This window comes from Micromonospora sp. IBHARD003 (genome assembly GCF_056106285.1).
On the sequence record NZ_JBWBBX010000001.1, the window covers coordinates 8,126,343 to 8,146,530 of the forward strand.

A 20,188-nucleotide genomic window follows, 5' to 3' on the forward strand; every position below is an offset into this window, starting at 1 on the left:
CGATTCGGCACGCTGCTTCTTTGCTGCCGGAGTCGTGCCGCACGAGCGGGAGGACGCATGTCCCCGCTCACGTGGCGGCCGATGGGTTCGGTGCTGACCGGTCGGGGGGCGTCTGCGGTGGTGGCGGGTTTGACACCGCCGCAGTGAGAGGCGGGAAGCTGAACCGGACCGGCAGATGGTCGGACAGCTGAATGTTCAGCACATGCCCGTGCAATTCCACTCCGATTTCACGCACCATGTAGTCGAGCTTCTTGGTGGGCTTCGTCGCAGGGTGGGTGGAATAGGAAGGCGGGCACACCACGTAGTCGGACAGGGCGTTTCCGAGGTTGTCCGGCTCGCGATTGTAGTCGCCCAGGGCGAACCATTCGTAGTCGTGGCTGTGCCCGTTCACCGCGTTGTCGATGTTGGTAAGCAGGGCAGGGGAGTCCCCACCTCTGTTTCCCGCACTGGCGTGGATGCTGAAGTAGAAACCTTTGCCGATCCGGATGCCCAGAGCCGGCCGGGAGGGGCCTGAGACGACGTCGACTTGTTCGGCCTGGCTCGCCGAGACCAGCGCGAGGTTGACCCGGTTTCCGTTGGGATCAGTCTGCAGCCAGTAGATGTAGGAACCGGGACGGGTGCTCGTTCCTCCCCAGGTGTACTCCTTCACCGTCCACTGCCGTATGGTGGTGTTTTGTTGGAACTTCGCGCTGTCCGGAACGGCCCCGGCCTCTTGCAGGGCGACCAGCCGGTAGTGCTGCGCCATCTGCGCCACGCCTGTGTTCCATTTGTTCTCCGTACTGTGACTGGCCCCCTGCATGTTCCAGGTGGCGACGTAGTGCGAGTCCGGATCAGCAGCCGCCTTAGGTGCGACGGCCGAGCCGCTCCCGATCGCGGCGCCAGCCGGCGGCGGTGTTCCGGCGCTGGCGGTGCCCAATATCAGGATGAATGTGCTCACCGCTGCCGCCACGGCGGTGAGGAGCACTATGATGCGTCTTTTCACAGGAATCCTCCTTCGCTGCGCTCCATCTCTTCCGGTCCGGCACGTCTCTTTCCAGAGAGCACCCAGACTGATCGGCTGACATACTCTCGAATGCGGAACATCGCGCTATTTCGGAACTCCAGTCCTCCCGATCGCCGCACCGGACCACGCACATCGTGCCGTCAAGGGGTGTTCGGTTACCCCCAAGGCGCCATCGCGGTAAGGGTTTTGTAATAACTCAGGACTTGAAGCGGAGACCGACGCCAGGAGGGCGGTATCGGCTCCACAAGCGATGCAACAACGATGAGGGCGGAGAGGATGACCAGCGGTACACGAGGCGACGGTGCCGGTGATGGACCGGCGGAACTTGTTCAACTTCTCGGAGACGACGACCCGTTCGTATGCCTTGAATGCGGACCGGTCGCCCGTCGCGTCGCGTGTCACAGAAGTGAGCCGCCTCACAGGTTCGGCATCAGAGTCAACGGACCACCTCGGCGCGCTCTATGAGAGGTATGACCACGTTCGAAGCAGGGATCCTTGCCGGGCTCCGCACCACCGAGTACGCCTGTCTCGACGCGAAGCACCATCATCTCCGCCTTGGCCAGGGCGAGGTGGTCACCTCCTCATGATGACGTCAACGGTGGTCCTGCGTGCCGGTGAGGTGACCGCCATCGCCGGTGGCAGCGGAGCGGGAAAGAGGGCGGCGGGGGCATCCTTCAGCGCCTGGGCGAGAGCGAGCCGTTCGGCTGTGACCACGGTCAGGCCCCAGCATGCAATCAGCGACGTAACGGCATGTCACATCGATGGCGGCGGCATCCATTCGGCGGAATCCTGGTCGACCTTGGACCGGTTGGTACTGCCCGTCACAGCGATTGGGGTACCGGACGGCGCCGAAGTCGTTGGCATACACCTTGCGCCGTTCAGCTGCCCACTGCGAGGCGCAGCTGACGGGGAGCGTCATTACGAGTAAGCAATATTCATGCACGGTCGATCCGGATGCCACGGGCGCTTGGGAAGCTGGTCCACAGCTGTCGGAAGCGGGCCAACGCTTGATGGCCTATTTCTCAAATTCCGCAGGTCAGTAGAGGAGCAGTCACAGCAGGCGCATTGCCGTCCATTCTCGATGATCTTCGCCACGACTCACCGTGAATGCTGACTCTTAGTGTCTAACATGGCACCGTCTGTCGTGACATGCCGATCGCCGCGCAAAAGGCAACTTCGATTGCCGCCATCGAAATGCTTGACAGCCGATATCGGGTCCGCTAACCTCTACTATTTCCGTTAGTAGAACGGGGAATCGATCGCGTGTTGGCGAGGCCCTCGGATTGTTGAGAATCTCAAAACTGCAATCCGGGGGCCTCGTTGATTCCCTAACGTAGAGTCCAGCAGCACCTGGGGCTGTGCTGGTCTCCTCTTCCCGTGTCGCGTCTGACCCGCCCTTCGAGGCGCTCGCCGAACCTCGGCCGTGCGCCTCACCGCCCTCGCGTCGGCGAAGCCCGCCTATGTAGGCAATGACGGCCGACGCGTACGTAGTGCCGGAACGGTGATCACTTGAGGGTGCCGTCGTTTGCCGACACTCCGGTGATCTCTTCGGGGCCGAAGACGGCGCCGTCTCCGTCGACCACTGACGCGAGGCCAGCTAGTGCCGCATCAGGCAACGTTCGCCCTGTTCCTGATGAGAGGATCACCTGGCAATCATCGGGGCTGACAGTCTCGGTTAGGCGAGGAGGGGCCGAGGGTGACGACTGGCGAGCCTTGGACGGGTGACGATCGAGAACACAACGATCAGTGCCATGCTCGCTGGCGTGGAATCGTTCGACCGCTCAGCCCGACTATCCGGACGAGTGGTACGGCGTTCAGTGCGGAGGGTGCCGCTTCTGGATCGCGCTGAGCGGGCAGCTCGGCCAGGACTACGGGGTCTGCACCCACCCCGTCTCGCCATTCGATGGACGGGTGCGGTTCGAGCACGACGGCTGCCAGTGCTTTGCGGTCCGCGAGGGCTCGTTCGGATAGACACCGGTCAGACGACGTTGACGCTGGCGACGACCCGGCGAAGGCGTTCGTCAGCGGCATGATGGTTCCGCCAGATGATGTAGCGACGGATCATGCTGCCCTGGGCCTTGTGGCTGGCGTGGTCGGTGCCGTCGAGGGCGAAGTAGCGCAGGGCGGTGGACTGGGCCTCGATCCGGTTGAGCCAGGAGCTGTTGGTCGGGGTGTAGGCGATCTCCACATTGTTTGCCGCCGCCCACGTCGCAACCCGCTGGCACCGCTTCGTCGTCAGGTGCGGGGAGTAGTTGTCGCAGACAATCGCAATGCGCACGTCCATCGGGTGCAGCGAGCGCAGGTAGCGGCAGAACTCCAGGAACTTCGAGCGGTTCTTGGTCTTCTTGACGTGCCCGTAGAGCTGGTCCTTGGCGAGGTCGTAGGAGGCGAACAGATGCCGGACCCCGTGTGGGCGGGTGTAGGTCGCGCGACGGCGGGGCCGGGGCTCACGGTCGGGATCCTTGTTCAGGCCGCCGCGTTCGGCCCATTGCCGGCCGGGGTGAGGCTGGAGGTTGAGCGGCCCGAACTCGTCCATGCAGAAGACGACTTCGGGCTCGCCTTCCTCGGGTATGACTTCGCCGTCGGCGATCGCGTAGAGATGCTCGAGACGAGCTTTCTTGGCCGCGTAGTCGGGGTCGCGGGAGGTCTTCCAGGTCTTTACGCGTTGGAAGGAGACGCCCTCCTCGCGGAGCAGGATGCGCAGGCCCTCGTGGCTGATGTCGTCGACCACCCCCTCGGCGACCAGGAAGTCCGCCAGCTTGGCCAGGCTCCAGGTCGAAAACGGCAGGCCGTGCTCGGCCGGCCTGGACTTGGCGATCTTCTTGATCTCCCGGCGTTCGGGAAGGGTGAAGGTCCTCGGGCGGCCGCCCTTGTACTTCGGGTAGAGCGAGTCGAAGCCGTCCGCGTTGAAGTTGTGCAGCACGTCCCGGACCCGGTCCGCGCTGGTGAACGACACCTCGGCGATCTTCGCCACGGACATGCCCTGTGCGGATAACAGCACCATCTGGGCCCGTCGCCAGGTCACCACCGAACCGGTACCTCTGCGGATGATCCGCAGCAACCGCCTGCCCTCGTCGTCATCAATCTCCCGGACCCGCACACGTTCAGCCACGCGATCATTCTGGCCGTCCGATGCCATCCGGCGCAGCAAACCCAACAACGCGTCACGACAGGGCGAACGTTGCCTGATGCGGCACTAGGAGGCCAGCGGAGACGAGGGGTCAAAGGCCTCGCGGAGGGAGACGGTCAAGGCCCGTGTCTCGCATGGCGTGGTCGACCGTTTCGTTCAACGAGCTGTCCGCAGGGATCACGGTCTCCACCTCACCGGAGAGTAGATCGCGTTCGCGATACCAGTCCCTGAGTTCCCGCTCGGTTACGTGCGCGAGGTACTTCGCCTCTTGCTTCGTTGCATGTCGAACAAGCGTCTCAGGGAACGGGACATCCAGGTAGTAGTGGCGGGAGATGCCACGGTGGTCACCGGCGAGTGTCTCCAACATTTCCCCGTAGCGGTCGGCGTACAGGATCCCCTCGACAACCACGTGGTACCCGGCATCAAGGGCGTAGCGGGCGACCGTGTCGATCAGCCCGATGTTGGAAGCAGCGGGCCGATCCCGCTCGCGTAGTACGACCCGCCGGAGGTTGTCCTGTCCCACGAGGGCGAGACCGCGACCGAACCGGTCGCGAAGGCCGACTGCCACGGAGGACTTCCCCGACGCTGAGTTTCCCCGGATGACCAGGAGTCGGCTCTCTTCGCTGCCCACGCTCACCGTGGCTCATCGCCCATGGCGCCGAGCGACTCAGCACAGCAGTCGGACGCTGATCTGGCACGGCCGGTGAACGGGTAGAAGGTGGCCACCGGGTGGTTGATCGCGAGTTCCGGCCGCCAGGCGGTAAGGCACTGGGCGTTGGGGATGAAGAGACCGTTGGGGAGCCGGTCGAGAGGGTGCCAGCGCCAGTCGCCCACGCTCTCGTTCGGCTGCGTTGCCGGATCACCGTCCCACTGGGTCACGACCGCGGGCACCGTCGTGCGTACGACGGGGCCGACCTGGTCCACGAGCACGCCGAGCAGGACGACGTCCTCCTCGCGGGCACGGCAGCCGGTCTCTTCGTAGAGCTCGCGGATGACCGCGTGTTCCAGGGACTCGCCGCGCTCCACGGTCCCGCCCGGGAGTTCGGTGGTCCCGCGGCGGTGGACTCCCAGCAGGAGTCCGCGGGGTCCGTGCAGGATCGCACAGACCCCGAGCGCGGCGTTGGGCTCCGGCGGGCGGGTCGTGCGCGGCCGACTGCTGGCGGCGGTGCGGCTGTGCGCGCGGTAGAGGCGGACGGAGACCCGATTGTCGTCCTCGGGCGCGTCGGGTGCGTCGATCCCGTCGATCCCGTCGATGAGGAGGCCGTTGTCGACGCAGAGGTCCTCCCACAGCTTCGGGGTGAGCACCCACATCTCGACGCTCTGGTCCTGGCCGCCGGCGAGCGGCAGGATCTCCGCGCGCGGCGTGACGCTCGAAGAGGGCCCGTGCCCGTGGGAGTTGGTGTGCAGGATGGAGAAGGCGAGGCGCCCGCCGGGCTTCAGGGCCGGCCGGAGGGCGGGCAGCAGGCGATGGGGGTCGATGTAGCCGAAGCCGTGGATGGAGTAGATCACGTCGTAGGGCTCGGCCTGGTGCAGGTGGTCGACGGCGTCGGCGTGGATGAGGGTGAGACCCGGGAGTTCGCCGTAGCGGGCGAGGGCGCGTGCGTGCTGGCTGGCGGATGCTTCGACGGCGTCGACCGTGGCTCCGTGCTCGCGCACCAGGTGGGCGGCGTGTTTGCCCAGGCCGGAGCACAGGTCCAGGACGCGCAGGCCGGTCAGGTCGCCGAGGACTTCGGCGCCGGGGCCGGTCGGCCAGAATCCCCAGGAGATGCGGTCGACTTCCGGGATGTCGGTGCCTCGTTGCAGATGGTGGGTGCCGTACGTGGTCCAGGCGCGGGCGTTGACGGCTTCGGGCTCGGGGCGGTGCATGGTGCTCCTTGGGCGGGGGAGTGGCGGGGCCGCGCCGGCGTGCGCGGCCCCGCGTGGACCTCTGCTGGTGGCTGCGGGTCAGCGGTCCTGGGCGAGGGCGTACAGCTCGCCGAGCAAACTCCCCTCGGTCGCGACGAGTTCGTCGAAGGAGCCTTGCTCCCGGACGGTTCCTTGGTCGAGGACGATCACTCGGTCGGCCATCCGGACGTTGTCGAGGCGGTGGGTGACCACCACGGTGATCCGGTCCGAGGCCATGGCCCGCAGCTCCCGGAAGATCTGGTGCTCTCCGCGGGCGTCCATCTCGCTGGTCGGCTCGTCCAGGACGAGTACGGCCGGCTCCCTGTACATCGCCCGCGCGCAGGCCAGCCTCTGCCACTGACCTCCGGACAGCTCGTGGCCGCCCCACACCGACCGGGCGAGCAGCGTCTCCAGTTCCTGGGGCAGATCACGCAGGGCCTTGGTCATGCCGACCCGTTCGACCGCGTCCCAGATTCGCTCGTCGCCGTGCTCGCGGGGCTGGCCCAGGGTGATGTTCTCCCGGGCGGCGAGCGGCCAGTGCCCGTTCTTCTGCGGCACCAGGCCCACGTGCCGCCACACCGACTCCGCGTCGGCGTCGGCCAGGTCGGTGTCGTCCCACAGGACCTTGCCGTCGGTCGGGACGGTCAGTCCGGTGATCATGCGGATCAGCGTGGACTTGCCGGCGCCGTTCTCCCCGACGAGGGCGACGACTTCGCCGCGGTTCAGGGTGAGGGTGATCGGCTGGACGGCCGCGGCCTCCTTGCTCGGGTAGGTGTAGGAGGCGCCTTCCAGGCGGATCTGCTGCGGGGGCTTGGCCCGCGCGGTGCCGCGGGCCGTGGTCATGGCGCGGACCTCGTCGATGAACTCGTAGTAGTCGGAGAGGTAGAGGCCGTGGTGGAACATGACCGTCGAGTAGCGGATGATCGAGTTCAGTGCGCGGCCGGCGGTCTGTGAGGCGACGACTGCGGTGCCTGCGATCGCGGTCGTCATGGCCCCGGCGAGGACCAGGCCGGCGAGCGAGGCCCACATGCCGAGGGTGAACAGGCCGCCGAGCGAGGCGGCCAGCAGTGTGATCCGCAGATACGGGCGAGCCCCGGCGACCTCCCTCATCTCGACCCGGTCACACATGGACCGGTACCAGAAGTGCAGGTAGCCGCGCATGGTGTTGGCCCGGAGCTCGTCGGCGAGCTCGGCCGTCGTCAGCCACCAGCGCATCATGCCGCGGACGTTGCGGGCGGAGATGGTCTGGTCGTGGACGCGGTAGTCGACCCGGGCGGCGATCACGCCGCCGAGTCCGCGGGGGACGACGGACAGCAGCAGCACGCCGAGGAGCAGCGGGTGCAAGGTGGTGAGCACTAGGGCCGCGGAGGCGAGCTGAACGAGTCCGTTGGTGAGGGTTTTGGCGTCGTCGGCGAGGTCGACGGCGCGCAGCGCGCCGATCTCCGCCGCCTGGCTCCGGTCGCCGAACCCTTCCGCGTCGTAGGCGGCGAGTTCGGCCCGCATGTGGAGATCCACGAGCTGCAGGTCCGCGGCCGAGGCGATCTTCGGATTCATGCGCCGGGTCGCCCAGTCCGCGAGGATCCACATGGACGCGCCGGTGGCCATCGCGCCGACGGCGACGGTCAGCGCCGGCCACGCGTGGGCCAGGTCCTGGCGGGGGTCGTCGCCCATCAGCTGCGGCAGGGCCTTCGCGACGGCGGTGAGCATCACCGCCGTGCCGATGCCGGACAGCAGCTGGCACACGACGATCGTCAGGGCCATGCGCCGGTCGACGCTCCAGGCCAGGCGCGCCGTCTGGATCAGGGCCGCGGGGATGCGGCGGGCCATGTCCCACAAGGTGGCGTCGTCCATCGCCCGCCGGTGCTTGCGCCCGTTGTAGTCGAGCTCCGGCGGTGCAGAGGGCTGCGGAGCGCCCGTCCGCGCGGCCGGGAGGGACGCCGCCTCGCCGCCGATGGTTGCTGCGTCGGTGGTTGGGACGTCGGTCCGGTGGTGCGGTGCGGTCATGCGAACACCCCCGCCATCAGCCGGTCCAGGGTGCGCCGTCCGCGTGCGGTGACGTGGGGGTCGTCGAGCTTCGGTCCCCAGACCAGGCAGCTCACCGCGTCGATCGCCGCGAGACACTTCAAGGCGTGCTGCTCCTCGAGGGTGAGGTTGCGACCGTAGCCCTGAAGGCCCGCGGCCCGCAGGTCAGGCCGATCGGTCCAGGTGGAGCAGGCCATCAGCACGAAGTCCTGCACGGCGGTCGCGCCCCGGGAGCGCTCGAAGTCGATCCAGCCAGCCTGCTGCCGGGCGGTCGACCACATGAGATTACGGTCCCACGCGTCGCCGTGGATGTACGCGAGCGGCAACGGCGGCAAGGCCCGCAGCTCCTCGGCCAGCTGGCGCACGAGCTTCTGCTCCGGCGCGGTCAGCCGGTCCCCGGCCGCCGCCAGGTGCCTATCGGCACCCTCGGCCGCGGCCTGCAGAGCCTGCTCCGCCTCGGCCCGTCGAGGACCGGACAGATCACCGGCCGCGTGGAGACGAGCCAGCAGGGCGCCACCGTGCCGGTGCGCGCGGGCTTCCTCCACGCGCGAGAGCTCCAGCTGCTTGAGCGGTCGTCCTGGGACAGCGGTCAGCAGCAGTGCCAGATCCTCCGCGCTCGAGGCGCGCAACTGCGGCGCACCACCGGCGCCGAGGGCCGGTACAGCACTTCGCAGCGCGAGCGTCTCGCGCTCGTACATCACGGCCTTGGGGGAGATCTTCAGGTAGAAGCGGGAGGCCCCGGGCAGGTCGAGCTGCCAGACGCGGGAGTTCTCGCGCGGATGGCTGACGTCCTTGACGGCGGGACGGGCGGCGAGTTCCCGGCTGGCCCACGCGAGCAGGGCGGGAGGCGGGGTGGTCGGGTTGGTCATGCCCCCCACCCCGATGACGGTCGTGATGCTGCGGCGAACAGGACGCGGCGGACGTCGACGGGCCGCCGGTGCGCGAGAGCCTCGGCGGCCGCAGCAGGAGGGTTCTCGAGAACAGGGTGAAGGGTGACCAAGCGGACGGGATTCACGGTTTCTCCTCGGTTCGGAACGGGGGCAGAGCACCCGAACAACGCACCTGATCACAGGGCCGCTACGGGCAGCCGCGGGCGACGAGCCGAATGAAGGTTCGACGCCGGGACGCGGACGGCAAGCGCCGTCTGCGTGGGCGGCTCCTCTCGCTTCGTTCGATTCACACGTACGGGGAAGGCGGCGGGACGGCAGCCCGAGCGGCGGATTGCATGACGCGTCGACAGCACCCGTCTCCTTCGGTGTGGTGTGGCTGTGCTCTGCGGACGGACCCTCGCCCACGCCACTGACAATCCGCGGCCACCAGCACCGTGATCCGGTCATCCCGAACCTCCCCTGCCACCAGCCACCACGTGCGATACGGAGGGCTCTGACCTGGGGTGATGTTGGAAGAAAGGATTCTTGAACTCTCCAGGCCGGCCCGGAATCCGGCGCCCGAGAGAGTGGCTCGATCTGGTTCGCGGCCGGGTGAGCACCCGGAGCGTCATGCCCCTGGGGGGTCGCGACGGCGGCTAGCATCGGCACCTTCGACGCGGCCGGCGCACGCCCGGGTGGTGTTCTCGCGATCCGTGCCCGCGCCCGCAGACCGGCCGCTATGTTCGAACGCGCCGTACCCGCTGCACCCCCTGGGGAGTTGCGCCGCGCACGAGGTCACCAGGAGAGCCATGCCCATTCCCGCCCAGCACCTCCAAGACCTCGTTGCCGACTACCTGCGCAGGCACCCCGACGAGCAGCCGGTGCTTCAGCCACTCGTGGACCGTCTCGCCGCCGGCGCCAACGTGACCGACAGGCGGGCGTTCGAAGGCCACGTCACCGCCTCGGGTGTCGTCATCAACGACGCCGACGACGTCCTGCTCATCCACCACCTCGCCTCAGGCCGGCGCATCCAGCCCGGCGGTCACCCGGAGGACTCGGACAGCACGCTTCGGCAGGCCGTCCTGCGGGAGATCGCTGAAGAGACCGGCATCACCGGGCTGGAGGCGTTCGGCGATGGCGCGCCCGTGCACATCGACGTCCACCCGATCGAGGCCCGGCCGGACAAGAACGAGCCCGCCCACGTGCACTACGACGTCCGCTTCATGTTCCGGGTCCGCGGACCGGTCGCCCTGACGCTGCAGGCCGAAGAGGTCGGCGCGGCTCAATGGTGCTCGCCGTCGGAACTCGGCGACCCCGTGCTGCGCGCCCGGGTCCTGGCGAGCCTGGGCCTGCCGCGCGAGGACCACCCGGCGGACGAGGACCCTCACTGCGCCCTCGTCGTGATCACCGACCCGGACGCGTCCAAGGTGCTGATGCACCTGCGCGACGACAAACCGTATCTGGGCGCCGGGTACCTGGGCGCCGATGAGCGGCGGCGCCGAGCTCGCCGACTATGACCCGCACGCCACCGCGTGCCGGGAGCTGCGCGAGGAGACCGGTCTGGAGAACATCCGGCTGACGAACCTGTTTTCCGCGCACACCGACGGCTACCCCCGCCACGTCTTCCACGGCGTCTGGGACGGCGACCCCGACTCGCTGACCCTCACCGAAGGCCGCGAGCTCGCCTTCATCCCGCGCGACGACTTCGACCGGGTCCCGCTGCACCCGACCACCCGCCAGGACACCGACCGCGTCCTGGAGCTCATCACGCCACGCCAACCGCCTTACGGCTACGGCACCCTGGCCCTGATCGGGAACCGGAGCGGGCATCTCCTGATGCATCTGCGCGGCGACGGCCCGGGAATCTGCTGGCCGGGCACCTGGTCATCCAACGGCGGCAAGCCAGAGGCCGCCGATGCCGGCCCGCGCGGCACCATCGTGCGCGAGGTCCACGAAGAGGTCGGCCTCGACGAAGCTGCCGTGCACCTCTCGCACCTGTTCACCCACACCGCCGACGACGGGCACCTCACCTACGTCTTCCGCGGCACCTGGGACGGCGACCCCGACACCCTGACCCTCACCGAAGGCCGGGCGCTCGCCTTCGTCGACCCACGATGCCTGGGGGACCGCCCGATGAGCCCGCTCGCCCGGTACGCGGCCCTGCGAGGTCTCGCCGCCGAGCTCGAAGACCAGGCCCACCGCGACGGCATCCACACCCTCGTCGCCGGCGGCCTGATCGTGCACGACGAGCGCCTCCTGGTCGTCCGCCGCAACGCGGACGACTACCTCGGCGGCACCTGGGAGACCCCGGCCGGCCGGCTCGAGAGAGGCGAGTCGATCATCGACGCCCTCCCACGCGAGATCACGGAGGAGACCGGCCTCACCATCACCATCGACCGCTACACGGGCCACTTCGACCACACCAACTCCCGCGGCCGCACCAGCCGCCAGTTCGTCTTCGCCTGCACGCCGCAGAAGCCGGGCCCGGTCACCTTGTCCGAGCACGATCGCCACCAGTGGGTGCGCGGCCTGGACGAGCTCCCGCCGACCACCCCGGAGCTCCGGCGCTTCCTGGAGCAGCAGTGGCCGGCACGGCGGTGACCCGCCGACCGGTAGGAGCCGCGCACCGGCACGGCGCCGCGTCTCCCGGAGCCGTTCGTGCGGGTCACCGTGGACTGCGAAGGCCCGGCCGGCTCGGCATGGCTGGCTATCCTCCCGGCCACGGTGAGGGAGCTGGCCGAGCGCTGGGACTGCACGCCGGACGGTGACCCGTTGTACGGGGGCGTCGGGATCGTCGTCCCGGTGCTGCGCAAGACGACCGAGCCTGCCGTGGTGAAGGTGTCCTTTCCTCATCCCGAGAACAGGTCCGAGCCTGACGCGCTCTCGGTCTGGGGCGGGCGCGGCGCGGTCCTGCTGCACGAGCGGGACGACGACCGGTTCGCCATGCTCCTGGAACGGGCGCACCCCACGACGCTGGCCCAGGCCGCACAGGGCGACGAGGTGGCGGCGATCAGCTGGCTCAACAACCGGCCTTATCGCGCATACGACGCCAGTGCCCTGCGTTCGCTGTTCAGCACGCCCAAGTCCGAGAGGCTGATCTTCGCCAACCCGATGCGAGGCATCAAAGGAGGCAAGGTGGGGATCAAGACCCCCGCATTACTCTCTGCGGACGAAGTGGAGTCTGTCGCACTCGCTGCACTGCAGAATCCAGCCCTTCGAGTGGTCGTGGCCCTGTCCGGCATCCATGCGCTGCCCGCCCGCCAGATTCGCTCGATGCTGGTCGAACACGTGGACCTGCCTGGACGACGACTCGACCCCGAGGGCTTGAATCGTCCACTGGACGCCTACACCGCCGAGGCGATCAGCGAGTACTTCGCCTACCGTCAGCGCCGATGGCCGAACAGCACCAACCCGCATCTTCTGATCACCAGAAACACCGCCACCACCGCAACGGCCGTGGGCACGTTCTGGATGGACAGGCTGGTCAAAGGAATTGCCCGTGGGCGTCGACCAGCTGAGGCAGGACCGCATCCTTGAAGAAGCCCTCGCAAACGGCGCCGACCCCCTCCACCTCGCACACGTCTTCCCTCGGCGCCAAGGCCAGCCTCCGCTACACCAGCGCAGTGACCGAATCGGAAGCAGAGCAGGAACCGAACACCCGCTGATCTTGAGCTTTACTCCACAGGAAGCCGTCGCCGACCCTCCGGGGTAAAGGTGAAGGTCTGGCGGAAGGGCTCCGTTCCAAAGCGCACCGCAAGCAGGAGGGGTTCTTCATGCGGAGGTGGCCATGATTGCTCGTCTCCCGGAGCAGTGCCGTTCCAGAGATGGAAGGACACCATCGGGTCCTCCAGGTTCTCAGTCAGATAGCCAAGCGTCTTGCCGTAGTAGGGGTTGTTACTGCCGAACAGCATCGACGGAGGACCGAACTCGTTGACGACGTCCGTCCACGTGCGGTCTTCGCCCGCCCACTGGCGGACCACGCTCAGCAGGACTGCGTACTCGTCACGGTCCAGTACGCGGTCAGGCTTGAGCCAGCCGCGGCTGTGCGCGAACTCGGCATACAGCGAGGCAATGCCGTACTCGTAATAGCGCTCCGGGATCAGATCGCGGAACACACCCGCGACGCCGGTGCTGGACCAGGCTCCGCGCTCTTCCCAGACACGCTGCTGCTCGGCCAATGCCTCGGGCTGGCACTCCACGAACAGCAAGTGATCCATCAGCATGCGCAAGGCCAACTCCGACTCCCTCCCGAACAGTCCGGGACGACGCAGGGCGTGATTCAACTGATCGACGAGATACGCGCGTATCTCGTCGGAGGCTGCAAGCGATCTGGAAGTAGGCACCCCACATTCTCGCGCAAATGCCACCGGATCGCGTCATGGGCTTGCTCCAGCCATTCTCCATTCGAGCCAGGTCCAGGCCCGTCGCCCCTACCGTTCACTGCGACAACCGGCCCCTTCGATGCAGCAGCACGGCCTTGGAGCCCCTGAGTTCGCGCTACGGAGCCTTCAGATTTCCTGAACCCACGGAAGATGGGCATCGATGCGTTCTACTGCCGTCCCGGCATCGAGGGCGCCCACGAGAAAGGCGGCGTCGAAGGGCAGATCGGCTACTACCGGCGCAACCACTTCGTCCCCGTCCCCGAGGTTGCCTCGCTGACCGAGCTGAACGCCATGGTCGACCAGTGGAACCTGGACGACGAAGGCCGGCGTCTGCGGTCGTCGAAGACCCGCACCATCGGCGAGTACTTCGCGCGGGAACAGCCACTGCTGCGGCCCCTGCCACGCGAGGTGTTCGAGACCGGCCGGTGGTTCACTCCGCAGGGTCAGCCGGTTCGGCCTCTGGTCCGGTTCATCGGCCGCCAGCTGGGGTGCTGCTGCACGCCAACGACCTGGTCGTCTACGACGGGCGGACCGTGGTCGCCCACCACGAACGGCTCAGCGGCCGGGGCGAATCCCGTCTGGTCCTGGACCATTACCGACGATGGCGGACGCGGCTTTCTTGATCATTACTGGGTCCTAAGGTCGCCGGTCGCTCTTTCCGTGCCCTCTACCAGACCGCTCTCACATCGGCAGCGGTGGGCGTTAGCGCACCTTTGCGCCGGTGGCTGACGGATGGGGCGCCGAAGCAGCCGCGGACGATGTGGGGCTGATGGTGGTGTCTGCGGAAGAAGCGGTAGAAGCGGTAGAAGCGGGGGTCTCGGCGGCGAACTCGGCCTGATTCCTGGCCCGGAGGCCGCCGTCTCTGGCGTCTTGAAGCTCAGAAGAAGCTCTGAACGTGGGTAATGGCTCGCCCGAGCGGCAGCATCGGCGAGATCATGCGGGCGACGGCTGCCTGGCGGAGCGGTGTGTGGGGTGGGGACGCGGGATGGCGCGGATGTTCTGGCGCGGAGAAGCGGACAACGGCTGTGAGGACCTGGATCCCTACCAGTACGCCTACCTTGCCGGTGGGAGGCTGCGGGTCGCGGAGAGTGCGGTTATCTCCCTCACCGAGCGTGGGACGTTGTCCTTGGGGGCCGCCCGCCTGCGCGTCATTGGCGAGGAGCGCCCCGAACACCCGGTGGAGCTTGCCGTCATCGCCGCCTGCCCGCGGAGCAGGCCGGTGCGGGAGGTGATCGAGGCTGTCAGGCGCTGCTCTCAGGTCGACGAACTCTCTCGTGGCCTCGTCGCCCTGGGCCTGGTGCGCCGTCGGCGACGGAAGCCCACCCGCGCCGGACGGCGACGTCTCGCGGCCGCGGGTTTGGCGGGACATGTGCCCGCGTACGTGCTTCACGGTCCCACCACACTCGTCCCTGGCTCTACCCGGCGCGGACCGCTCGGCACCCGCCCCGTCCCCGACGACCTCGGGCGGATCCTGATCCGCATGGGCAAAGCCCTCGAAGACGATCGCAGTCACGGCACGGACAGCAGCCCAGATGGAGGTGGTTTCGGAGGAAGCGACGGTGGCGGTGACTGACAGCGGCGACTGACCCAATTGGCCTGCCTCGCGCCGGGGTTTGCGGGCCAGCAACTGGTTCCTGTTCGGTACGCATTCGCACCGCGCCGGGCGCCATCAGGTCTGCTCCACAGCCAGTTCGGTCGCTTCCACAGCCCCACACCGGTCCGAAGCCATCATCCACGTCGCGATGATCAACCTCATAAGCTGCCGACTGTCTCCACCCCGAACTGGCGCGACACCTGATCGACCTCGGCAGCACGCGTCTCTATCTACTGCCGCAAGCTACTGGCGCGAAGTTCCAGCAGATCGACGCACTCACGGAGATCAGATTGCGGAAGGCCGGCGCGCTCGCGCATCACTGCGATGGCCTGAATATGGCGGCCATCGGCGATCAGACCGTCCACCTCTGCTCGCGCCTCGACCGACAGCCTGCTCCACAACGAATCATCCACACTCACATTGAACCTGCCGAGCAGCCGTAGCCGCATGGCGGCACCCTGATGCCAAACATCCACACCGGGATAAAACGCTCTTTCAAGGAGCGTTTTGTCCGTGTAGGTGTGTTTGGTAGTTGTTTACGTGGTGGGCTGGTCTGGGATCGCTGAGTCGAATGGGGCTCGATGTGCTTCGCGTGACAGCTGGCATTGTGAATCGGTCCGTTTCCGGCTGCTCGCTCCTGTCTGATCCCAAGACGCCCCTGCTTGGCGACGTTTGCGCCCTGGAGAGATACTGCGCCTGACGGTACTTCCGAATATGAAGCGACACCGCCCCCATCCCAGCGACCTGTCCGATGCCCGCTGGGAACTGCTCGAGCCCACTCTCTCCGCCTGGCGGGCCGAGCGGCGAGGCAAGGGCCTGGACATCGGCCGCCCGTCCGAGCACGAGCTGCGCCGCATCCTGGACGCCGTCTTGTACGTCGACCGCTCCGGGACCCTGGTGCTACCTCCCGCACGACTTCGCCCCGTGGGAAACGGTCTACGGCTACTTCGCCGCCTGGCAGCGAGAGGGCGTCTTCGACCAACTCAACGGCCTGTTGCGTCGCCTGGTTCGCGAGGCCGAAGGCCGAAGTGCCGAGCCGAGCGCATGCGTACTGGACGCACAGAGCGTCAAGACCTCCGCCAACGTGCCTGCGGCAGGCCAAGGCATCGACGCCGGCAAGAAAATCGCAGGCCGCAAGCGCCATCTCGGCGTCGATGCGCTAGGCCTCCTACTCGCCATCTGGGTCACCGCGGCAAACGTGTCGGACAACACCGGCGGCATCCACGTCCTGTCCCGCATCGCCGCCGAGAACCCCCACGTCACCAAGGCCGGGGCCGACACCGGCTATCGCACCAAGGCCATCGACCACGGTGCCAGCCTGGGCATCGACGTCGAAGTCGTCCGCCGGGACCCAGGAGAGAAAGGCTTCAAGGTCATTCCGCGACGCTGGGTGTCGAGCGCACCTTCGGCTGGCTCATGCACCACCGACGCCTCGCCCGCGACTACGAAACGCACCCACACCGCTCGGAGGCCATGATCAAGCTGGCGATGGTCGACTTGATAAGCCGTCGGCTCACACGCGAGTCCACGCCGAACTGGCGCGACACCTGACCGCCCGCCAGCAGTCAGACCTCGTACGGCCAGACGGTGACGCGGTCCTGCGCCACACGGACCTCGACCCACGATCCATCGACACCTCCCGGCAGCGGCAGGCCAGCGCGATCAAACAGGATCAGCGCGCCACCCACGTCCAGGACAGCCCCTCCGCCTTCGGCAAGGTTCAGCTGCCCGCGAAAGACGATGCGGTCGCCGCTCTCCCGCAGCTCGGGAGTGCGAGAAGCGCCGGGCCAGGTATTCACCGCCCAGGCGAATTCCTCATCCACGGTCCACTCGACATGGAGTTCTCGTCCCACTGCCTCAGGTGTCCCCTGCCAGAGCACCACAACGGTGCCCACCGCCGAGCGCACTCGGACAGCCACGGGCCTCGATGAGGCCGACTGTACTGCCTCTACTCTGGCCAACACCCCGCCGTCATCCTCGACTGACCTACCAAACACCTTCGCCGGGATAAGACGTTCTTTCAGCTTGTTCTTTATCCGTCGTTCGAGACCGGTAGATAAAGAGCAAGCTAAAGCCACACCCAGGCCCCCGGGTCTCCCGATCGTACGAAGGACCGGAATCAACCCGCCAACAAGGTAAGGAGCGCCGTAGTTGGCCCGACTGGCCAACCGGCGTGCTCAGCCACAGGTGAGCGCCCCGACCGTCGGCGCGGCGCGCGTGCTCAAGCGCTGTCGATGCGGTCGAGCAACGCCTGGGCCTCGGCGGTGCGGCGGTGATCCGGGCCGAAGGCGGCCAGGCAGGCGTCTTGGGCGGCTGCGGCCAGCAGGCGGGCCTCGGTGCCACGCCCCAGGCCGAGGAGGGCGGTGGCCATGGCCAGCTTGACTGCGCCGGTTTCCGGGCGGCGCTGTTCCTGGGGCAAACGACGGCACAGCTCGTCGGCACGCTCCGCCTCGGCGAGAGCCTCCTCGTGGCGGTCCTGGCCATTGAGGCTGCGGGCCAGACCGAGACGCAGGACCAGGGTGAACCGATCCAGTACGCGATGGGCGGCGAGTGCCTCGCACGCTAGCGCCTCTGCCTCCGAGTGGCGGCCCAGCGCGTTGAGGGCGTAAATCTGCCCGTTGCGGGCGGCCGTAGTGATGAGCGGCATATCCGGCCCTGTGCCGCGGGCTGCGACCTGGGCGACGGCCGCGCACTCTGCCTCGCATTCGGCGTGCCGGGCGAGTGCGCTCAGCGCCTGGGCGCGGTCCGAGCGCACTTTCAGGGTCTGCGGGTGTTCGGCGCCGAAGATCCTGCCGAAGACCGGCAGCAGTGCGTCGTACGTGGTGACGGCATCGGCATGGCGTCCTTGAGCGCCCGCAGCAAGCGCGGCGATACCCAGTGCCAGCGGCGCGTACGTGTCGTCGCGCGGCTGGGACCGGGCCGCAGCCACGGAGCGTGCCTCGGCCTCAGCCTCGGCATAGCGCCCCGCCTGGTATAGGGCCACGGCCTGGGCCAAGGGGGTTCTCGTCATCTGACCGGCTTCGCCTCGGCCACGCCACCGAAAGAGTTTCATGCCCGGAGCATACGAATGCTACACACGCCCGTTCGGATCTGTACCGTGGTCACGGCGGCGACGTCGGCGCCGGGCTCGAGACGGACCGCGTCCAGCGCCGCCGTCCACGAGGTCCGGCCGGTCTCCAACGCGGCGACGAGGGAGTACGGCCAGCCGGGCACCATCTGGTGTTTGCCCTCGCCCCGACCGCGTGTGTGGCAAAAGGACCGGTCAGCACACGTATTGGCGTCCGGCCGCAGCCACGGCGAGACATCCACAGCCAGCACCAGTCGGCGATCCGCCGTCCTCGGCAACGGCAGCCCGGCCTGCGCCCGACGCAGCCGGCCCACATCGATCCGCCCCAGGTTGAGCCCGCCGTAGAGGGCTCCGTGTCCGCGGCGGTGTTCGGGCGCGAGCGCGAGATCGACCAGCGTCTGCACCGGACCGTCTGTGCACAGCAACGCCGCATATCTCGAACAACGCGTCGCCCCGTGCGGTCATGCACGCGTACAACTCCGACCGGAAGTGTGACACTTCCGCGAACGCATCCCGCGGGACGCCCTGATGCACCAAGCTCACGACCACGGCCTTCGCGCTCTTCCTATGCCTCTGTGACGGAGCACAGGATCAGACGAAGGCCGCCTTCATATCCGCTGAACTGCGAAAACGCAGATCAAGCTCAAGCCTCGTTCGGCGCCGGACCATAAATGACAAGCTGAGAGACCGTCGTCGGTGCTCGGCCCGGTACCGCCATCCGGTGAACTGCTACAAGAGCATGTCCATCATGGCAGGTCAGCGCCGTTTTTCGTAGGACGGAACGCACAGTTCGCGAGGCTTGTCCGTTCCGCTCCCCGGCTCCCAGAATCTCCTTCGTGCATCACCCGGAGACAGGGGGAACATGGGGAAGATCGATCACGATGCGGTGCTGCGGGCCCGCGTGCTGCTGCTGGGCTCCGGCCACCTGAGCCTGCGCGAACAGGTCCACGCATACCGGGTTCTGGCGGAGGTGAACCCGAAGGCGTATTTGCCGAAGCTGGTCGACGCGCTCCTTTTGATGAGCTACCGCAGCCGGGACCCGCAGGTGGACCTGGCGCTGGCCACCGAGGCGGTCGAGGCTGGCCGAAGGATCGAGGCCGGGTCGCCGAACCGGGCAGAGCGGCTGTGCAGGGCCCTGAAGGCCTACCAGGCGGCCCTGTTCGCCCTCGGACGCCGGGCAGAGGGGCGCGCGGCCTGCGAGGAAATGGCCGAGGCGGGACAGAGCGGGCGGCTGGCGAACGTACTGGCTGAGGAGGGGCGCTTCCGGGAGGCCGCAGAGCTCAACGAGAAGGCAGCCCGGAACGGAATACCGAAGCACTCCTTCTGGAACATGGTCGAGTGGGCGGCGAACCTGGAGGGAGCTGGCCTGCACGGTGCGGCATCGGCTGTCTTCCGCGAGCTCCTTGACGAGACCCGGCATGAGACCGCCGGGCAGCGCACGGCGCTGGCCATACTCACCTGGGAGCTGGTGCACTTCTCCCGGATGTGCGAGGCCGCCGGGCACGGGGCGGACGCTGCAGCGACCAGGCTGGAAGCCCTGACCGTCCTGGAGGAGCTGGCGACGACGGGCGAGCCGAAGAACTGGAGCTGCATCCTCGGGTGGTGGGTCACCCTGTTCGCCCTGTCGGGGCGGGGAGACGAACCAGCTGCGAGCGCTGAATCCCCGATGCCGCCGTTCGGCACCGACCTCGGGTGGTCGAGCGACACACGGAATGCCTTTCTCGGCACTCTTCCCAGGCTCGAAGAGAAGGCGGCGCGACTACGCGAGACAGGCCGGCTGCCCGAACTGGTCGACGTCCAGCGCAGAATCAGCGTCCGCGCCGCCCTCCGCGAGGGCGACAACCCCTATCGCTTCGAGGAGCGCCTCAAGCCGTACTTCGACGAAGGCGTGGCGCTCGCCCGCCGCCTGCCCGACGACCCTGCACGCCTCGCTCGGGCCTTGACGGACCGCTCGATGTTCCTCGTCGCTGCGCGGACCTTTGAGCCCGCGCATGCCGACTTCGCCGAGGCCGTCGCCGTTCTCGACATCCGCTAGTCCCGCTTCGGGCCGGGAGCGGGACCTCGCCCCCGGTGGAATCACCCGGACCGGCTTCAGCAGTACTCCGCGCACCGCCGCGCACGCCGAAGGGCATTTGGGCAGGGTTGAGTTCGAGCGGCCACCCCGGTCTGGAGCCGGTTTGGTGCCGCTTCTTGCACGCCCTCGAGCTGACTACCCTGCCCCGTCCGTCCGCCTCCCA

17 protein-coding genes and 2 pseudogenes are annotated in these 20,188 nt (G+C 67.8%); 8 read left to right on the forward strand and 11 right to left on the reverse strand.

Annotated features, from left to right (window positions below):
• Positions 1-67 precede the first annotated feature (67 nt).
• Positions 68-982: an exonuclease/endonuclease/phosphatase family protein gene (locus tag ACTWOL_RS35340; protein ID WP_474300983.1), complete on the reverse strand. Its 915-nt coding sequence runs from the start codon at positions 980-982 to the stop codon at positions 68-70.
• 1,767 nt (positions 983-2,749) lie between these two features.
• On the opposite strand from ACTWOL_RS35340, the gene ACTWOL_RS35345 reads away from it, so the two are divergent.
• Entirely contained in the window at positions 2,750-2,974 is a 225-nt protein-coding gene (locus ACTWOL_RS35345; protein ID WP_474300984.1) for a DUF3027 domain-containing protein, read from the forward strand.
• A 7-nt stretch (positions 2,975-2,981) separates the two neighbouring features.
• On the opposite strand, the gene ACTWOL_RS35350 is transcribed toward ACTWOL_RS35345, so the two are convergent.
• The 5 genes from ACTWOL_RS35350 to ACTWOL_RS35370 form a co-directional block, all read right to left on the reverse strand.
• Positions 2,982-4,115: an IS630 family transposase gene (locus ACTWOL_RS35350; RefSeq protein ID WP_474300985.1), complete on the reverse strand. Its 1,134-nt coding sequence runs from the start codon at positions 4,113-4,115 to the stop codon at positions 2,982-2,984.
• Between the two features lie 109 nt (positions 4,116-4,224).
• Entirely contained in the window at positions 4,225-4,764 is a 540-nt protein-coding gene (locus ACTWOL_RS35355) for a P-loop NTPase family protein (protein WP_474300986.1), read from the reverse strand.
• Between the two features lie 2 nt (positions 4,765-4,766).
• Positions 4,767-5,999 (reverse strand): NUDIX domain-containing protein, encoded by a 1,233-nt coding sequence (locus ACTWOL_RS35360; RefSeq protein WP_474300987.1) that lies wholly within the window; start codon positions 5,997-5,999, stop codon positions 4,767-4,769.
• 78 nt (positions 6,000-6,077) lie between these two features.
• Complete coding sequence (locus tag ACTWOL_RS35365) at positions 6,078-8,021, reverse strand: ATP-binding cassette domain-containing protein (protein WP_474300988.1); 1,944 nt, start codon at positions 8,019-8,021, stop codon at positions 6,078-6,080.
• The gene (locus ACTWOL_RS35370) at positions 8,018-8,908 is read right to left on the reverse strand and encodes a phosphotransferase enzyme family protein (protein ID WP_474300989.1); all 891 of its coding nucleotides are present in this window, start codon (positions 8,906-8,908) and stop codon (positions 8,018-8,020) included. The genes ACTWOL_RS35365 and ACTWOL_RS35370 overlap by 4 nt, the downstream gene beginning before the upstream one ends.
• Positions 8,909-9,717: 809 nt before the next feature.
• On the opposite strand from ACTWOL_RS35370, the gene ACTWOL_RS35375 reads away from it, so the two are divergent.
• Genes ACTWOL_RS35375 through ACTWOL_RS35385 form a run of 3 tightly spaced genes read left to right on the forward strand, consistent with a single transcriptional unit; the run spans position 9,718 to position 12,445 of the window.
• Positions 9,718-10,425: an NUDIX hydrolase gene (locus ACTWOL_RS35375; RefSeq protein ID WP_474300990.1), complete on the forward strand. Its 708-nt coding sequence runs from the start codon at positions 9,718-9,720 to the stop codon at positions 10,423-10,425.
• A complete protein-coding gene (locus tag ACTWOL_RS35380) occupies positions 10,394-11,509 on the forward strand; it encodes an NUDIX hydrolase (RefSeq protein WP_474300991.1) in 1,116 nt (371 codons plus the stop codon). The genes ACTWOL_RS35375 and ACTWOL_RS35380 overlap by 32 nt, the downstream gene beginning before the upstream one ends.
• Positions 11,510-11,566: 57 nt before the next feature.
• Positions 11,567-12,445, forward strand: coding sequence for an aminoglycoside phosphotransferase family protein (locus ACTWOL_RS35385; RefSeq protein ID WP_474300992.1), 879 nt, complete (start codon positions 11,567-11,569; stop codon positions 12,443-12,445).
• 137 nt (positions 12,446-12,582) lie between these two features.
• Here the strand turns inward: ACTWOL_RS35385 and ACTWOL_RS35390 are convergent, their stop codons facing one another.
• Positions 12,583-13,143: a hypothetical protein gene (locus ACTWOL_RS35390; protein WP_474300993.1), complete on the reverse strand. Its 561-nt coding sequence runs from the start codon at positions 13,141-13,143 to the stop codon at positions 12,583-12,585.
• A 297-nt stretch (positions 13,144-13,440) separates the two neighbouring features.
• Between ACTWOL_RS35390 and ACTWOL_RS35395 the strand changes: the two genes are divergently transcribed.
• Entirely contained in the window at positions 13,441-14,019 is a 579-nt protein-coding gene (locus tag ACTWOL_RS35395) for a hypothetical protein (protein WP_474300994.1), read from the forward strand.
• A gap of 265 nt (positions 14,020-14,284) precedes the next feature.
• A complete protein-coding gene (locus ACTWOL_RS35400; protein WP_474300995.1) occupies positions 14,285-14,863 on the forward strand; it encodes a TIGR04222 domain-containing membrane protein in 579 nt (192 codons plus the stop codon).
• Positions 14,864-15,114: 251 nt separating this feature from the next.
• Here the strand turns inward: ACTWOL_RS35400 and ACTWOL_RS35405 are convergent, their stop codons facing one another.
• Positions 15,115-15,333, reverse strand: a complete 219-nt coding sequence (locus ACTWOL_RS35405; protein ID WP_474300996.1) for a hypothetical protein — start codon at positions 15,331-15,333, stop codon at positions 15,115-15,117.
• A 265-nt stretch (positions 15,334-15,598) separates the two neighbouring features.
• Between ACTWOL_RS35405 and ACTWOL_RS35410 the strand changes: the two are divergent.
• Positions 15,599-16,435: pseudogene (locus tag ACTWOL_RS35410) on the forward strand (IS5 family transposase).
• Between the two features lie 14 nt (positions 16,436-16,449).
• Here ACTWOL_RS35410 and ACTWOL_RS35415 read toward each other — a convergent pair.
• From ACTWOL_RS35415 to ACTWOL_RS35425, 3 genes and pseudogenes are all read right to left on the reverse strand, one after another.
• The gene (locus tag ACTWOL_RS35415; protein ID WP_474300997.1) at positions 16,450-16,707 is read right to left on the reverse strand and encodes a hypothetical protein; all 258 of its coding nucleotides are present in this window, start codon (positions 16,705-16,707) and stop codon (positions 16,450-16,452) included.
• 398 nt (positions 16,708-17,105) lie between these two features.
• Positions 17,106-17,894 (reverse strand): hypothetical protein, encoded by a 789-nt coding sequence (locus ACTWOL_RS35420; RefSeq protein ID WP_474300998.1) that lies wholly within the window; start codon positions 17,892-17,894, stop codon positions 17,106-17,108.
• Between the two features lie 74 nt (positions 17,895-17,968).
• A pseudogene (locus ACTWOL_RS35425) lies at positions 17,969-18,494 on the reverse strand (transposase); the annotation flags it as partial.
• A gap of 319 nt (positions 18,495-18,813) precedes the next feature.
• On the opposite strand from ACTWOL_RS35425, the gene ACTWOL_RS35430 reads away from it, so the two are divergent.
• A complete protein-coding gene (locus tag ACTWOL_RS35430; protein ID WP_474300999.1) occupies positions 18,814-19,986 on the forward strand; it encodes a hypothetical protein in 1,173 nt (390 codons plus the stop codon).
• Positions 19,987-20,188 lie beyond the last annotated feature (202 nt).

What these genes read in the sequence shown, in the direction of transcription:
- ACTWOL_RS35380 (WP_474300991.1), top strand. Translation starts at nt 10,394, where the DNA reads ATGAGCGGCGGCGCCGAGCTCGCCGACTATGACCCGCACGCCACCGCG.
- ACTWOL_RS35400 (WP_474300995.1), top strand. Translation starts at nt 14,285, where the DNA reads ATGTTCTGGCGCGGAGAAGCGGACAACGGCTGTGAGGACCTGGATCCC.
- ACTWOL_RS35430 (WP_474300999.1), top strand. Translation starts at nt 18,814, where the DNA reads ATGGGGAAGATCGATCACGATGCGGTGCTGCGGGCCCGCGTGCTGCTG.
- ACTWOL_RS35370 (WP_474300989.1), bottom strand. Translation starts at nt 8,908, where the DNA reads ATGACCAACCCGACCACCCCGCCTCCCGCCCTGCTCGCGTGGGCCAGC.
- ACTWOL_RS35395 (WP_474300994.1), top strand. Translation starts at nt 13,441, where the DNA reads ATGGGCATCGATGCGTTCTACTGCCGTCCCGGCATCGAGGGCGCCCAC.
- ACTWOL_RS35365 (WP_474300988.1), bottom strand. Translation starts at nt 8,021, where the DNA reads ATGACCGCACCGCACCACCGGACCGACGTCCCAACCACCGACGCAGCA.
- ACTWOL_RS35405 (WP_474300996.1), bottom strand. Translation starts at nt 15,333, where the DNA reads ATGCGGCTACGGCTGCTCGGCAGGTTCAATGTGAGTGTGGATGATTCG.
- ACTWOL_RS35420 (WP_474300998.1), bottom strand. Translation starts at nt 17,894, where the DNA reads ATGACGAGAACCCCCTTGGCCCAGGCCGTGGCCCTATACCAGGCGGGG.
- ACTWOL_RS35360 (WP_474300987.1), bottom strand. Translation starts at nt 5,999, where the DNA reads ATGCACCGCCCCGAGCCCGAAGCCGTCAACGCCCGCGCCTGGACCACG.
- ACTWOL_RS35375 (WP_474300990.1), top strand. Translation starts at nt 9,718, where the DNA reads ATGCCCATTCCCGCCCAGCACCTCCAAGACCTCGTTGCCGACTACCTG.